This window comes from Phocaeicola sp. RTP21359st1_B8_RTP21360_211022, assembly GCF_040911965.1.
Taxonomy (GTDB): domain Bacteria; phylum Bacteroidota; class Bacteroidia; order Bacteroidales; family Bacteroidaceae; genus Phocaeicola; species Phocaeicola vulgatus.
The window spans coordinates 180,548-195,718 of sequence record NZ_JBDFXP010000001.1 but is presented as its reverse complement, the minus strand read 5'-3'; the positions used below and the strand labels follow the sequence as shown (position 1 = coordinate 195,718).

Here is a 15,171-nt window from a genome sequence, read left to right as displayed (position 1 = left end):
GGGTATTGATAATATGCAAAGTTAAAAACTTTATGGTTATGACCACCCAAAATAGTGATTTTTATTTCCCCGACTTCAATGTACCTGCATTGCTATCTTCGTTATTCACACGTTTCTGCATGGTTTCATACTTACGTCCAAAACTGATATTCCATGATACTTTTGCCACAAACAGGCGGCAGCTCTCTTTCACATACCACCAATTCTTAGAAGGAGCCACTTTACTGAACATTTCTCCTCCCATTCTGTAATTATCAACAAATGGATTCAAAGTCATCATCCCGATATTCAAACGCTTGTATCGATAGGACAATCCCAAGGTATGAAAACTCTCTCCGTATGACAATGTTTCCCCATAGAAATTATTCCGATGATTTTCCATTTGAAAGAATCCGGACCATCTTTTATAAGATGCCATCACTTCGGCCCTGTAATACCAATTGGTATATGTATGATGATAATCCAAACCACGACTATCATAATAATTTATACCGGTAGAAAAAGAAAAAGTCAAAATATCTTTCAGAGGACCGAGTTTCAATTCCAACTCAGGATTCAATTTCTGCCAACTTAACTGATTGGCATTGGTACGGACAAAACTGTTATTCTTATCTCGTATGGTTTCTTCCATGATAGGCCTGTGCTGATACTGATACGACAAATGAACATTACCACTAAACAAACCTTTCCGGAAATCTGCCTCCAACTCATTTTTATATACTGTGAATATCTTTAATTCCGGATTTCCGCTTCTCACCTGTAAAGAGTCAATCAATTGTCTCACATTTCCCATATCGGACAAACCGGGAGATTTACGTGAAATCTGTCCCCGGTAACGGATAAAGACATTATCTGAAAATTGGTACCCCAACCTCAAACGGGGCAATAACGAATACCTGTTATATCCTTCCTCTTTCTGTTTGAATCGGGAATAACTGCCTTGCAGTCCAAAAGAATAATTGAAACGATCCATTTTCCCACTGTATTCCACATAAGCTGTCGCATGGGTTTCATGCATCTTTGTTTCAGATGACTCGTTTCCACCATAGGTATTATCCGCCAGACTTTGCTGATATTTCACTCCTGCACTCAATCTGCTCTTCTTGGTTACTTTCCTTTCATAAATACCCTCTCCTATAAATGAGTATTTATTTCCCGATACGGTAGAATAAATATCAGTCAGCGGTTCATTACTCTTCCCCTCCGTATAACTCCTGTCACTTTGAGTGTCAATATATGTAGTCACAGCATTGATAATCAATGACTGGTCATTGTTCAGTTTACATTGAAAATACAAGTCCACCGATGGACGGGAAGTCCGGCCCGTACTATGTTCTTTCATCATCAAAATTTCTTCAGGCTTCTCCAAAATATACAGACTGCTTTGGTTATTCTGCTTGTTCTTATTAAAAGCCCACCGTACAGTGGAATTAAAGAACCATTTCCCCTGATCCTGAAAACTATAATTCAATCCTATATTATGCCCATAAGTGGAAATTCTACTCGGAATACCATCTTCCACCCGTGTAAAGGAAGAACCATCCTCATAGCGGAAAGTTTCCCAATTATTACGCCAATAATTATCTACCGAACGATAAACATTATTATAATTCAAACCGAATTCTGATTTTTTATGGTTTATCTTCACTATAAAATTATTGTTTCCAAAAAGTACGTGCGGAGAATCCTGCGCATCCAAAGCCACATATCCACCGGTTTCATGCCGTCTTACAATGTAATCAATCACAGCAGCCGTATGATCCCCATATCGCAAACCGGGAGCATCATGATATTCTATACGAATCACATCTTCAGGACGAAGAACCAATATATCCTGTATCTCGGCATTTACTCCATTCATCCGTAACTGTACATCCCCTTCACCGGAGGATGTTACCTTGTTACGCATTTGATCCACTTGTATTCTGCTCAGCTTCATCTGCTGCAATAAAGACAGACCATTGCCGGCCGATTTTAACTGATGTGCTGTAGGAAGGATAATTTTCCTGTCGGCGGCATTTATCACACTGGCTCCCGTTACCACCACTTCCTTTAACAGGATCGATTCCGGAGATATCATGATAACGCCTAAATCCTTAGAAACAGCTAAATGATCCAATGATATAATCCGGGAGGTATATCCCATACCGGAAATACAAAGCAGATAACTTCCTGTTTGGATATTCTCCATCATGAACCTTCCTTTACTGTCGGTTACTCCTCCGGCTATAAATATAGAATCCTTTGTCTGCAATACGACATTCGCAAATTCCACCGCTTCATTTTCTGAAACTACTTTTCCTTTAACCTGTACATTTTGAGCAAAAAGTATGCAGCACATACACAAAAGTGATGTGGCAACCAATATTCTTTTTATCATATTCTTTATCTTAGTGCATTAGTTAATAAAAAGACCGCGATCTTCTACCTTTTATTTCTGTTACTTAGACGCAGGAAATTACTACAGGTTACATTTCAAGAAACACAATGAACAGTTACCAACAATTTCTTTGTATCTATTATATCTATATTTTTTCTCCTTCTTTCAAAAAAAAGAAATATGGTATTAATAATAGGCTGTTTATATTGTTAGTAAAAAAGAGTTCTTTCTCTTGTCTGATAAGTTATTTATATATAATACCAAGATATGAATAAATAATCAACCGGCTTAAATACTGATAATACAGGTTTTACTTATTCTATTAACATATTGTTGATAAGAATATGAGTTAAAAACTTTATGGTTATGAACGCCTGAAATAGTGATTAAATTGTGTTGATATTGATTGTTTAAGTTATGTGATTAATTTTTGGATTGTTGATTTTAAGTGTATGTTATACCATTATTTGAAATATGCAAGAAATACTTTTGAAATGATATCCTCATTCTTTTTACATGTTTTCAACCGTTATCAACAGGGGGATGTGAATTAGTTATTATCTTTTCTTGTATAAAGAAATCCATCTGTTTTACAATTGAGTTTAGGACTGAAGTAAAAATAAAAAGAGAGTAGGAGAGACTTCTTTTTCATTATATAGGCGTAAAGATCATAGATTTTTATGTAAGTTTGTAACCGTTAATAATAAAGTAGAAAATAGAGTATGAGGAAACTCAAAATAACAGAACTGAACCGGCTTACTGTAGACGAATTCAAGAAAGCCGATAAGTTGCCTTTAGCAGTGGTGCTGGATGAAGTACGCAGTTTACACAACATAGGGGCAGTGTTTCGCACATCGGATGCATTTTTGGTAGATTGCATTTATTTATGTGGTATTACAGCCACTCCTCCCCATCCCGAAATGCATAAAACAGCTTTAGGAGCTGAGAATTCGGTGGAGTGGAGATATAAAAAGAATACGCTTGATGCCGTTCAGGAACTTCATGATCAAGGGTTTACCGTATTGGCTATCGAACAGGTGGAAGGCAGTACTTTGCTGGATAAACTGGAACTGGATGCCGATAAAAAATATGCCATCGTAATGGGAAATGAAGTGAAAGGGGTACAGCAGGAAGTGGTCAATGCTTGCGACGGTTGTGTTGAGATTCCCCAATACGGCACAAAACATTCGTTGAATGTATCGGTTACCACAGGAATTATTTTATGGGAGTTTGCCAATAAATTAATAAAATTCAGATAATAAGAGTAAAATTCAAACAGTAGGAATCAGTTAGATTTGTCCGTTTTCAACTAACAATACCACCCGTTCGGTCAGTCGATCCTCTCCCTCCGGATGATATTCTTTCTTCAGGCTGGCACCAAAAAGTGCTGCAAAAGTTTGATAGAATCCGGCTTTAAAGGGTCCCATAAAAGCTTTTACCAATTCATAAGAGGAAGAATCCGTCTGACGGTTTACTAACTTTATCAACAGTTTACCCTGTGAAAAGGTTAATTTCTTCATAATCGGTGTATATTGCTCTTTTAGTCCCTTCTCTACGAGTTTCAGGTGCTTTTCCCTGGCTTTTTTGTCAGGCAGTGTTTCTATATATTCGTAAGTTTCTATCACAGCACGGTTAATTTCACGGGCTAATGGCAGGGTTTTCTTCACATTCCTTACCAGGCGGTAGTATTCCCGTCTTTCTTTTTCGTTTTTGAATTTTAATGGTCTGAAAATGTATACATTAGGTAACTGTACAGCTGGAATAGTATCTCCTTTGTATACACATACAGGTACCATGTATCCGTTTATAGTAGTCGTTTGTTGCTGGGAATAAGCAGCAGCGGCTATAAAGGAAAAAAACAATGCTATAAAGAGTTTCCTTTTCATCTTGGTGCAAAAGTAGCAAGAAATATGATTACTCTGTATAGTGGATAAAACTATTTAACTTAAAACACGCCAATGAATTACAAAATGAACAGGTTGTTAAGAGTAATGTTAATTATCTGTATTACAATACTTTTATCGGTGCATAACCTGTGTGCGCAGGAAGTATGGGAAGAACTGGCAGAGCAATTGATGGATGAAGATGAAAACAGTTCGTTTCAATGGGATACTCACTTTGAGGAGCTTTCCGAATTACGTGAAAATCCCATCAATATCAATACAGCAACTAAAGAGCAACTGGAACGTTTTCCATTTCTCTCTGACCAACTGGTAGAGAATATATTGTATTATCTGTACAAATATGGTCCTATGCTTACCCGCAATGAGTTATGGATGATTGAAGATATTGACAGGCAGACTATTCACTATTTACTACCCTTTATTTACTTTGAAACTCCTGAAAAAGAGCAATATAAACCAAATATAAAGCGAATATTGAAATACGGTAAACAAGAGTTATCAACACGTGTCGATATTCCTTTTTATACGAAGGCCGGGTATCAACAGTACCCGGCAGAAACTTTAAAAAAGAATCCGAACAAACAGTATTTGGGATATGGATATTATCATAATCTGCGATATAGTTTTCATTATCGGGATCAGATTTATGCAGGAATTACTGCTGAAAAGGATGCAGGAGAACCTTTCTTTACCGGACAAAATAAAAAAGGTTATGATTTTTATTCACTATACTTGTTAATTCGTAATATAGGTCATATCAAGACTTTAGCTCTTGGTAATTACCGTGTTAGCTATGGTTATGGACTAGTTATCAACACTGATTTCGGGATGGGAAAAACAGCTACACTCTCTACTTTGGGAAATAAGAGCCGGGGCATACGCAAGCATTCTTCTACCGATGAATATAACTATTTTCAAGGAATGGCAGTCAGCTATAAGTTGGCGAAAAGATGGACATTGGATGGTTTCTATTCTTATCGGAAGATGGATGGTATTGTTGATAACCAGTTTATAAGGTCGTTGAAAAAAGATGGATATCATCGGTTGTATCGTGAGTTTGAGAAGAAAAATACATTAACTAATCAGTTGGTTGGCAGTAATTTAAATTATAATGGAAAGTACTGTGAGTTAGGATTAACAGCTGTTTATAATGTTTTCAACAAGCCGTTGAATCCTGAGAAGAAGTACTATAATATTTATTATCCCCGTGGAAAGGACTTTTATAATGTGGGAGGAGATTATAAATTCTTTTGGAAACGCTTCTCTTTATTGGGTGAAACGGCTATAGACAAATGTGGTACTTGGGCAACCATGAATATGTTACGTTATTCACCGAAAGGAGGAACACAGTTAATAGTTATGAACAGGTATTATGATGCCAAATATCAATCGGTTTATGCTCGTTCTATAGGAGAGGGAAGTACGGTACAAAATGAGAGTGGATTTTATATAGGATTGGAAACCAGTATTTTAAAGTATATCAAAATGACCTGTTATGGTGATTTTTTCTATTTCCCTTGGAAGAAATATTTAGTAAGCAAAGCAGGAACCAAAGGATTGGATGGATTACTCCAATTAAGTTATTCACCTACTTATGAACTGGAAATGTTTATAAGATATCGTTATAAAAAGAAGGAAAAGGACTTCACTGCTGCGGATAAAACCAAGCAAACTATTCCATCTATTCAGCAGAAATGCCGATACCAATTGAATTATAGCGTGAAAGATAAACTGACATTGAAAACCATAGCGGATTATGTACGCATCAACTTTCGTGGGCAATCTGCTTCCAATGGTTTTCTGGTTTCTCAAAGTGCTGCTTATACATTTCATTTGCTTCCTCTTCAGCTTGATTTGAGTGCCGCATGGTTTAATACGGATGACTATAATTCCCGTCTTACTATCTATGAAAAGAGTGTGCTCTATGCTTTTTCCATGCCTTCATTCTATTATAAAGGTATGCGTGTGGCAGTGAACGCCCGTTATGAATTGAATAAACACATTATCTTGCAGGCCAAGTACGGAACTACCCATTATTTCAATCGGGATAAGATAAGTTCCGCTTTGGAGGAAATTGACGGCAGTACAAAGAGTGACCTTTATTTGCAGTTGAGACTGAAATTTTGAAAAACATTCTGTATTTTTGTACTGTTATCAACTGAAAAAAGAACTATGTCAACAGTCATTTATCCTTCTCCCATCTTCGGTCCGGTACATAGTCGTCGTTTGGGAGTGTCTTTAGGAATCAATCTTCTTCCTGAAGATGGTAAATTTTGTACCTTCGATTGCATTTATTGCGAATGTGGTTTTAATGAAGATCATCGTCCCCAAAAGAAACTGCCTACTCGCGAGCAGGTTCGTGAGGCTTTGGAAGCCCGTTTGATTGATATGCAGCAAAATGGTCCTAAACCGGATGTGCTGACTTTTGCCGGTAATGGCGAACCGACGGCTCATCCTCACTTTGCAGGAATTATAGAGGATACTTTGGCATTGCGTGATATATATTTTCCTCAGGCAAAAGTGAGTGTATTGAGTAATTCTACTTTTATTCACAAACCGGAGGTATTTGATGCATTGAATAAGATAGATAATAATATATTGAAGCTGGATACTATTGATACGGATTATATTCGATTGACAGACCGCCCGACCGGGCACTATGATGTGCGGAAAATTATAAAAGGGATGAAAGCTTTCAAAGGTAATCTGATTATTCAGACCATGTTCATGAAAGGTAAATATCAAGGGCAGGATGTGGATAATACTTCAGATCGGTATGTGCTGCCCTGGCTGGAAACGGTGAAAGAGATTGCTCCCCGTCAGGTGATGATTTACACCATCGACCGTGAAACGCCCGATCATGATTTGGAAAAGGCTACTCATGAGGAATTGGACAGAATAGGAAAATTGATAAAGGATTCCGGCATTCCGGTATCGGTCTCGTATTGAGAAAAAAGTAAGTTGACTTCAAAGGGCAAGTAAGTTGACTTACTTTGCCGATGAAGTGAACTTACTTTGCTCATGAACATATCTTACTTTTTCAGGTCACTATTAAAACATATAATTTATTCCTGGATATTTTTCAAAGACTGGAGATACGTTGTTTCACATACTTGCAATTGAATGGATTTGAATAATAATGGAATATACTTCTATCCCTGATTATAATGATGGAAGCTTTAATCTTTATCAGAACGAACTGATGAACTTTTTCATCTTTCTGACCAAGGTACATCCAGCTTTTATTCTTGACAAGTCATTGAAAGCCTAATGCCGTCAGTTTGTCCTGTCCGCTTGCGATGAGCTTTGTGATATGAATAAATAACATCACTTTAGCCGATTTCCATCTGAGAATTAATGAATTGTTAGTTCTTTTGCAGGATGCCCATACTTTTGTGAATATAGAACCGTTGTCGCTATATCCATTTTCTGTCCGCTATTTTAACGGGAATTTTTATTTATACTCCATTTTTTGGAACACATGATTCAGGATATGAATCAAAGGGGAGTTTCTTTGCTGGTTGTTGATATGCGGTATAATGGGGGAGGTAACAGCCTTTTAGGAAATATGCTGTTGGAGGCATTGAATATTCATTTATCTATTTCCATAAGCTATGGAAATACAACAAACACGAAGAAAGCACTTGGCTATATGGCAGGAAGGGCTTAGGGATGCGGATAAGGTCTTTTAATGATAAATCTGATTTCAAGATTTTAAAACACCAGTGAGGAGTATGGGGGCATTTTACACTTATTTACTGAAAAAAGGATATTGGCTTTCTATTCCTGTCCTTCATTAGCAGAATAGAATCAAAAAGGAGAGCATTTATTTTAGTCCATAATGCTCTCCTTTCTTATTTTATTTTTCTATAATAGCCTTTGCTTTCTCCAAAGCCACATTGATATTAGGACAGATATTTTCTTTTCCCAGCAGTTCATTAAATCCTGATTTTTCAAGAATTTGATGCACTTTTTCATTCACTCCCGAAAGCACAATCTGAATATTTTCTTTCTTAGACATTTCGCATAGATTAGTCAGGTTGTGAATACCGGTAGAATCAATGAATGGTACTTTACGCATACGTACGATCCGTACTTTGGGACGGTCGCCCAGTTCGGACATGATTTCCTCAAACTTGGTAGCGATACCAAAGAAGTAGGGACCGTTGATTTCATATACTTCCACACCTTTGGGAACCATGAGATGTTCTTCGTGCACTTCCAGATCGGATTCATTATTGGGGTCGATTTCATTTTTGATAACCGATATTTCTGTTGTTTCCATGACACGTTTCATGAACAATACACAGGCAATGAGCAAACCTACTTCAATAGCTACGGTCAAATCGAAGATAACAGTCAAGAAGAAAGTGATCAACAGTACGGTGACGTCTGATTTCGGATTCTTCAGCAACGCTTTGAAAGTACGCCAGCCGCTCATGTTATAGGAAACAATCACCAATACACCTGCCAGACAGGCCATCGGGATATATTGTGCCAGAGGCATCAGGAACAAGAGAATCAGCAACAGAATGACTGCATGAATGATACCTGCAACAGGTGATTTTCCACCGTTGTTGATATTGGTCATGGTACGTGCGATGGCTCCTGTAGCAGGAATACCGCCAAACAGCGGAGCGATAATATTGGCTGCGCCCTGGGCTATCAGTTCCGTGTTTGAATCGTGGCGGTCACCAATGACACCATCGGCTACGGCAGCAGACAACAGAGATTCTATGGCTCCCAGTACAGCAATGGTGATGGCAACCGGAAATAAATTCTTGATAGCTTCCCAATTTAATTCGGGTACTACTGCATCCGGCAGCTGTGACTGAATGGTAAAACGGTCGCCAATGGTGTCGATACAAGTGATTCCGCCATATGTTTTCATCAGGTACACGGCAATGGTTACTACAATGATGGCAATCAGTGAACCTGGAATCTTTTTTGAGAACCGGGGAGTCAGTGCGATAATCAGGACGCTGACTATGCTGACAATGGCGTTCCACCAATTAACAGTATCAAAATGACGGAAATACATCATCCATTTACCTATGAAGTCTCCCGGTACTTTTTCTCCTCCGAAGTTCAGTCCGAAGATATCGGCAATCTGTGTCGTAAAGATGGTAACGGCAATACCACTGGTAAATCCTACAATAATGGGATAAGGAATGAATTTGATAACAGCTCCCAGCTTGAATACACCTAATAAAATAAGGAGTACTCCTGCCATAAGAGTTGCTACTGTTAATCCACTGATGCCGTATTCTTGGATGATTCCATAGATAATTACGATAAATGCTCCGGTAGGTCCGCCTATCTGTACTTTGCTTCCTCCTAATAAAGAGATGATAAATCCTGCTACAATAGCAGTGATGATGCCTTTTTCTGGAGAAACTCCCGAAGCGATACCAAATGCGATAGCCAGTGGAAGTGCAACAATACCTACGATAATTCCGGCCATGAGGTCGGTCATGAAGCTCTCTTTTGAATAATTCTGTAGGGTAGTGAAGAGCTTCGGTTTGAATTCAAATGCTTTCATTTGTCAACTACTTTATGCTATGATTTTAAACGAGTTGCAAAAGTAGATAAAATTAATGTATAAATTAAGGTATTATTCTATTTAAATTCGTATTTTTGTTATTCATAGGGTGTTTTGTTGATAGTAATGGTGCGTTGGGCGGTAGAATCATTTGTGATACTGGTTACATCTCCTCTCGTAGTGAAGTAAACGTAATTTCCTTTATCGTAAAAACGATATACCTTGCAACCGTCATGTTCAAACAGATAGCTGACAGTATAAGTGGAGTTGTTTTCAGACTCTCCGATTTTTAACGGTATGGACGCACATGAATTAAATCCTATTATAGTAAGGAGGGGAAAAGTGAATAATTTGATGATGTTTTTCATAATGGAAAATGTTAATGTTGTTGTGAACACAAATATAGGTGTTCTTGTTTATTTTATATAAAGTGAACGTTTAATTAAATATAAAAACGTAATTGTAATGAATACAATTTTGAAATAATATATATATCTTTGTGTCATCAACAGATGATCAAATAATACTAACTAATAAAACTAACAATTATGGCTAAAAGCGTAAAAGGTACACAGACAGAGAAAAACTTGCTGACTTCATTTGCAGGTGAATCACAGGCTAGAATGCGTTATACTTACTTTGCAAGTACAGCAAAGAAGGAAGGTTATGAACAAATAGCAGCTATTTTTACAGAAACAGCTGATCAGGAAAAAGAACATGCAAAACGTATGTTTAAATGGTTGGAAGGCGGTATGGTAGAAATTACTGCCAGCTATCCTGCAGGTATCATTGGTACCACTATGGAAAATTTGAAAGCTGCCGCTGCCGGTGAAAATGAAGAATGGACTACTGATTACCCTCACTTTGCTGATGTGGCCGATCAGGAAGGTTTTCCTGCTATCGCCACTATGTATCGCAGAATCGCTGAAGCTGAAAAGGGGCATGAGGAAAGATATCTGGCTTTATTGAAGAATGTGGAAGAAGGCACAGTATTCAAGAAAGCGGAAGAAACTGTATGGCAGTGCCGTAACTGCGGTTACATTTATGTAGGTACGGAAGCTCCTGAAGTATGTCCTGCATGTCTGCATCCGCAAGCTTATTTCGAAGTGAAGAAGAATAATTATTGATTGAAATAAAACCACTCGTTCATCATGGATCCGGTTTCTCTGAAAAGGGGAAACCGGATTTTTTATTTTTAGGAAATGATTTTTGATTGGTTTTTATTCTTCTCTTTTCCCGTTTACAAATTCCCCCGGTTTCATGCCGAACTGTTTTTGGAAACATTTGGAGAAATAAGACGGATTATTGAATCCTACCATATAACAGATTTCATTGATGCGATATTTGTTTTCTGCCAGCAAGATCGCTGCTTTTTTCAAACGTACCACTTGAATCAGTTCATTAGGGGTGATATTGGCCAATGTCTTTATTTTGGCAAACAGGCCCGAACGGCTGATACACAATTTTTCGGTCAGGAAATCTACGGATAATTCCGGATTGGAGAAATTCTCTTCTATGATTTCATTCATACGGGTAAGGAACTTGTCGTCCATAGAATTATTGGCAATGCTGTTCAGCGGAACCAACGGCATCTTCGAGAATTTCTGACGCAGCAGATTACGCAAGTCTACCAGATTCTTGATACATGCTTCCAAGTATTGCATGGAGAAAGGTTTCTCTATGTAGGCATCTGCACCACAATCCATACCTTCTATCTTGGAGTTGGTATCTGTCTTGGCCGTTAGCAGGATGAAGGGTATATGACTGGTAGCCTGGTTAGTCCTTATTGCTTTGCAGAATTCCACTCCGTCCATGCGTGGCATCATCCAGTCGCTTACAATGAGTGTCACTTCGTTTTCTTTCAGTTTATTCAGTGCTTCTATACCGTCTTCTGCGGTAAGTATGCTGTATTTATCAGCCAGACTACTCGAAAGGAAATTCAACATTTCCTCATTATCATCCACAATCAGCATGGTTGGTTTATGTTTGATAGGAGAACCGGAGAGGTCCTCTTGCAAGATTCCTTCGGGAATGGCTGGGTTGTTCAATAGTGATGTGCCCGTATCCTGTGGCAGGACTTGTGCTTGTTCTATAGGCAACGTTACGATAAAAGATGATCCTTTGTTAACCTCGGATTCCACTTCAATACAGCCATTGTGTGATTCTACGATACTTTTGACAATGCTGAGGCCGATACCTGTTCCCGGCTTGTTATCCATAGCCTGATAGAACGGATGGAATATCTTCTTTTGTTCTTCTTTGCTGATCCCTATGCCGTTATCTGTCACTCGGATTATAAAAGTATGTTGTTCCGGCTGTACGATACAGGTAAGAGTAACTTCATCTTTTGTGTATTTACTGGCATTGGTCAACAGATTGCTGACTAGTTTGGTTACCGCCTCACTGTCTACTATAGCCGTGAAATCTGCTTCAGGATATTTTACAGTAAGCCGTGCTCCATGTTGGGCGATGAAAGGTTCGAAACGTTCACAAACCGCTTTGAGCAGTTGGTGGATATTTTGGGAAGCAAACTTCATTTTCATTCCTTCCTGTTCCACTTTCCGGAAATCCAGCAATTGGTTTACCAGGAACAGCAGACGCTGGCTGTTACGGTCAATAATATTCAGATCGTCGCGTACTGTAGACGGCAGGGACACGGGAGATTTCATTATTTTCTCCAAAGGTCCTATGATAAGGGATACCGGTGTGCGTATTTCGTGGGCTATCATGGTGAAGAACTTGATTTTGGCTTCGTGTACTTCTTTTTCCTTGTTGGCGTTCAGTTTGTTTATTTCAGCCGTATGTTTCTTCTCTGTCCGTTTGATGATAAAGTGGATGACGAATCCGAAAGCTATGCAAACCAATACAAAATAGAGCAGTTTGGAAGCGGTGGACCAATAGAAAGGAGGGTGGATGGTGATTTTCAGACTGGTTCCTTTTTCATTCCATATTCCGTCATTATTGGTCGCTTTTACTTTGAAAAGATAGGTTCCTGCGGGCAAATTGGTGTAAGTGGCCTTATTTTGGGAGCCTACATAGTTCCAGTCTTTGTCAAATCCTTCCAGTTTATAGGCGTATTTGTTTTTATTGGGAATGCAATAGCTTAAAGAGGCATAAAGCAAGCTGAATGCATTTTCTTTATAGGATAGCTCCAGTTCTTCCAACTGGTTGAGAGATTTTGGAAGCAGTTTGTTTCCAGTTTGGATTTCCTTATTATCTATTTCCAGTTCTGTAATGATTACTGGAGGAAGCATCACATTTGTCTTAATCTGATGAGGGTAGAAAGCATTGAATCCGTTTACTGAGCCGATATAGATTTTTCCATCCGATGCTTTTAAGGCAGCATTAGGTAGGAATTGTTCACTTTGCAGTCCGTCGCTTTTAGTAAATACTCGGCAACCTTCTCCAGGGGTGTAGCGCACTAGCCCTTTGGTGGTGGTGAGCCACAATGTGCGTTGGTCTTCGATGATGCTGCATATATTGTGACTGGGAATTTCAAGAGGTAAAGTTTCGAATGCATCTTCTTCCGCATTGTATTTGCAGAGCCCGTTCATGGTTCCCACCCACATCTCTCCGTTTGTGTCAATCAGTACGCAGTTCACTTGGTTGTTTGCCAGTGAGTTCGGATTTTTATGGTCATGTATATAGTTCTTCCATATCTGTTTTTCTGGATGGTATTTAAATAATCCCTTGCCTTGGGTGGAGAACCAGAGATTTCCTTTGGTATCCTGGTCAATGTCAATGGTCAGTGCGTCCAAGTCTTTAATTCGGGTGAAATTATCTTTTTCCCGGTTATATAGATTTACTCCGGACATGGAGGTGATCCATATTCTCTCTTTTCTGTCTTTGAATATGGCATAAGAACTGGTTCCGTCCAGTGAGGCGGGATTATCCTGATAGGCAGAATATGTTTTAAAAGTTCCCGTTTGCAGATTTAATACGTTTACCCCTCCAGTATAAGTACCGATCCATAAATTATCATCGTCCATACAAAGTGCATGTACATTGTGATAGGACAGACTGTTTTTTCCCTCTAAGGGCAAATAATGGGAAAATTTTCTATTTTTGGGAGAAAAGCGGTTTAACCCTCCGTCATCCGAAGCGATCCACACATCTCCGTTAGAGTCTTCGCAGAACCGTCCGATGACTGTTCCGTTAACAGAATTGGAGAAACGTGAGTGGACAAAACTTTCGAATTGTCCAGTATTGGGTGAAATATAATTTACTCCTCCATAGTAAGTTCCGATCCATATTCCACCTTCATGATCTTTTATAATAGGATAAACAAAACGGTTGGACAATGAATGTGGGTTTGTTTCATCTTCTGTAAACAATTGATATTCCTCTGTAATGGTATTGAATAACAGAAGCCCGTCATCCGAGCCTATGAGTAGCTGGTGAGGGGCATATTCCATGATAGAATGAATATGGGTGGCACCTTTTCCGTCTGTGGGATGCAGATAAGTAGTGGCCTTTCCGCTGTATTTATCGATTTTTTGCAAACCACACTCCCAGGTTCCTAACCACAGTGTATGTTCCGAGTCTTCCAACATGACCAATGCGTTTGAGTCATGCTTTCCGCTTTCATAGGAGAGCGGAAAAGTCTCGAATTTATTTTCTGCTTTATTCAGTTTGAAAAGACCTGAGTTTCCCCAATTGGTAATGGCCCATATTTGGTTTTCACTATCCACCAGTACACTTGCCATTAAACCATTTGCGTTTTTAAATTCGTATTGCTCCAAGTGGTTGGTGATAGTGTTGTATTTGAATATTCCTTGTCCTACCGTAGTGAACCATAGGTTTTTGTCTTTATCTTCGACAATATGGTTCGTATTTGTTTCAATATGGATATTTTTGGAGGTGGCCAGTACAAAAGGCATTATATCTTCTGTTTCGTAATCATAGATATATATGCCTTCGTCTGTACCTATCCATATTTTGTTGAGGGTGCTGTATAAAGATGAAATAGCTTCATTAGCTCCCCTATCTTTCAGTCTATAGAGTTTTACAGTAGTGCCGTCATAGCGGTTCAGTCCTTCATCCGTTCCTATCCATAGAAAACCGTATTTATCTTGCATTAAAGCACGTACCGAATTGGATGATAGTCCGTCTTCTACAGAAAAATGACGGAAACAGAGGTCATTGGACGCTGCAAACAGAATCATCGGCATCAGTAAGTTCAATAGCAATAGGACTAGTCTTTTCATAGTATTTTCTTCTTATTTTCTAAATCTTATGCAAGATTACTATTTTTCTGAGAAAGAAAAGAGAAAATTCGAAGAAAAAGTGAGGATTCCAGATGAATCTTTCAATAGACCTTTTCAGACATTCTCTAAAAGCTAGCT

At 38.6% G+C, this 15,171-nt stretch carries 11 protein-coding genes; 6 read left to right on the top strand and 5 right to left on the bottom strand.

Going from position 1 to position 15,171, the window contains the following annotated elements; all coding sequences use genetic code 11:
- Positions 1-61: 61 nt before the first annotated feature.
- Entirely contained in the window at positions 62-2,380 is a 2,319-nt protein-coding gene (locus AB5062_RS00680) for a carboxypeptidase-like regulatory domain-containing protein (RefSeq protein ID WP_016271782.1), read from the bottom strand.
- Between the two features lie 722 nt (positions 2,381-3,102).
- Here AB5062_RS00680 and AB5062_RS00675 point away from each other — a divergent pair.
- On the top strand, positions 3,103-3,639 hold the full coding sequence (locus AB5062_RS00675) for an RNA methyltransferase (protein WP_368326919.1): 537 nt from the start codon (positions 3,103-3,105) through the stop codon (positions 3,637-3,639).
- Between the two features lie 30 nt (positions 3,640-3,669).
- Here AB5062_RS00675 and AB5062_RS00670 read toward each other — a convergent pair whose 3' ends face one another.
- On the bottom strand, positions 3,670-4,176 hold the full coding sequence (locus AB5062_RS00670) for a DUF4294 domain-containing protein (protein WP_007847909.1): 507 nt from the start codon (positions 4,174-4,176) through the stop codon (positions 3,670-3,672).
- Between the two features lie 162 nt (positions 4,177-4,338).
- Between AB5062_RS00670 and AB5062_RS00665 the strand changes: the two genes are divergently transcribed.
- From AB5062_RS00665 to AB5062_RS00650, 4 genes are all read left to right on the top strand, one after another.
- Positions 4,339-6,411 (top strand): helix-hairpin-helix domain-containing protein, encoded by a 2,073-nt coding sequence (locus AB5062_RS00665; RefSeq protein WP_011965066.1) that lies wholly within the window; start codon positions 4,339-4,341, stop codon positions 6,409-6,411.
- A 45-nt stretch (positions 6,412-6,456) separates the two neighbouring features.
- Entirely contained in the window at positions 6,457-7,233 is a 777-nt protein-coding gene (locus AB5062_RS00660) for a radical SAM protein (RefSeq protein WP_008666505.1), read from the top strand.
- 190 nt (positions 7,234-7,423) lie between these two features.
- The gene (locus AB5062_RS00655) at positions 7,424-7,555 is read left to right on the top strand and encodes a hypothetical protein (RefSeq protein ID WP_255323867.1); all 132 of its coding nucleotides are present in this window, start codon (positions 7,424-7,426) and stop codon (positions 7,553-7,555) included.
- Between the two features lie 222 nt (positions 7,556-7,777).
- On the top strand, positions 7,778-7,954 hold the full coding sequence (locus AB5062_RS00650; RefSeq protein WP_157226777.1) for a hypothetical protein: 177 nt from the start codon (positions 7,778-7,780) through the stop codon (positions 7,952-7,954).
- A 189-nt stretch (positions 7,955-8,143) separates the two neighbouring features.
- On the opposite strand, the gene AB5062_RS00645 is transcribed toward AB5062_RS00650, so the two are convergent.
- Both AB5062_RS00645 and AB5062_RS00640 read right to left on the bottom strand, forming a co-directional pair.
- Complete coding sequence (locus AB5062_RS00645) at positions 8,144-9,826, bottom strand: SulP family inorganic anion transporter (RefSeq protein ID WP_368326918.1); 1,683 nt, start codon at positions 9,824-9,826, stop codon at positions 8,144-8,146.
- A 98-nt stretch (positions 9,827-9,924) separates the two neighbouring features.
- Positions 9,925-10,194, bottom strand: coding sequence for a DUF4884 domain-containing protein (locus AB5062_RS00640; protein WP_005849984.1), 270 nt, complete (start codon positions 10,192-10,194; stop codon positions 9,925-9,927).
- 180 nt (positions 10,195-10,374) lie between these two features.
- On the opposite strand from AB5062_RS00640, the gene rbr reads away from it, so the two are divergent.
- Positions 10,375-10,953, top strand: a complete 579-nt coding sequence (gene rbr / locus AB5062_RS00635) for a rubrerythrin (protein ID WP_005844074.1) — start codon at positions 10,375-10,377, stop codon at positions 10,951-10,953.
- Positions 10,954-11,046: 93 nt separating this feature from the next.
- Here rbr and AB5062_RS00630 read toward each other — a convergent pair whose 3' ends face one another.
- Positions 11,047-15,033 (bottom strand): hybrid sensor histidine kinase/response regulator transcription factor, encoded by a 3,987-nt coding sequence (locus AB5062_RS00630; protein ID WP_016271777.1) that lies wholly within the window; start codon positions 15,031-15,033, stop codon positions 11,047-11,049.
- Positions 15,034-15,171: the final 138 nt, after the last annotated feature.

What these genes read in the sequence shown, in the direction of transcription:
- AB5062_RS00650 (WP_157226777.1), top strand. Translation starts at nt 7,778, where the DNA reads ATGAATCAAAGGGGAGTTTCTTTGCTGGTTGTTGATATGCGGTATAAT.
- AB5062_RS00680 (WP_016271782.1), bottom strand. Translation starts at nt 2,380, where the DNA reads ATGATAAAAAGAATATTGGTTGCCACATCACTTTTGTGTATGTGCTGC.
- AB5062_RS00655 (WP_255323867.1), top strand. Translation starts at nt 7,424, where the DNA reads ATGGAATATACTTCTATCCCTGATTATAATGATGGAAGCTTTAATCTT.
- AB5062_RS00675 (WP_368326919.1), top strand. Translation starts at nt 3,103, where the DNA reads ATGAGGAAACTCAAAATAACAGAACTGAACCGGCTTACTGTAGACGAA.
- AB5062_RS00640 (WP_005849984.1), bottom strand. Translation starts at nt 10,194, where the DNA reads ATGAAAAACATCATCAAATTATTCACTTTTCCCCTCCTTACTATAATA.
- AB5062_RS00670 (WP_007847909.1), bottom strand. Translation starts at nt 4,176, where the DNA reads ATGGTACCTGTATGTGTATACAAAGGAGATACTATTCCAGCTGTACAG.
- AB5062_RS00630 (WP_016271777.1), bottom strand. Translation starts at nt 15,033, where the DNA reads ATGAAAAGACTAGTCCTATTGCTATTGAACTTACTGATGCCGATGATT.
- AB5062_RS00645 (WP_368326918.1), bottom strand. Translation starts at nt 9,826, where the DNA reads ATGAAAGCATTTGAATTCAAACCGAAGCTCTTCACTACCCTACAGAAT.
- AB5062_RS00665 (WP_011965066.1), top strand. Translation starts at nt 4,339, where the DNA reads ATGAATTACAAAATGAACAGGTTGTTAAGAGTAATGTTAATTATCTGT.
- rbr (WP_005844074.1), top strand. Translation starts at nt 10,375, where the DNA reads ATGGCTAAAAGCGTAAAAGGTACACAGACAGAGAAAAACTTGCTGACT.
- AB5062_RS00660 (WP_008666505.1), top strand. Translation starts at nt 6,457, where the DNA reads ATGTCAACAGTCATTTATCCTTCTCCCATCTTCGGTCCGGTACATAGT.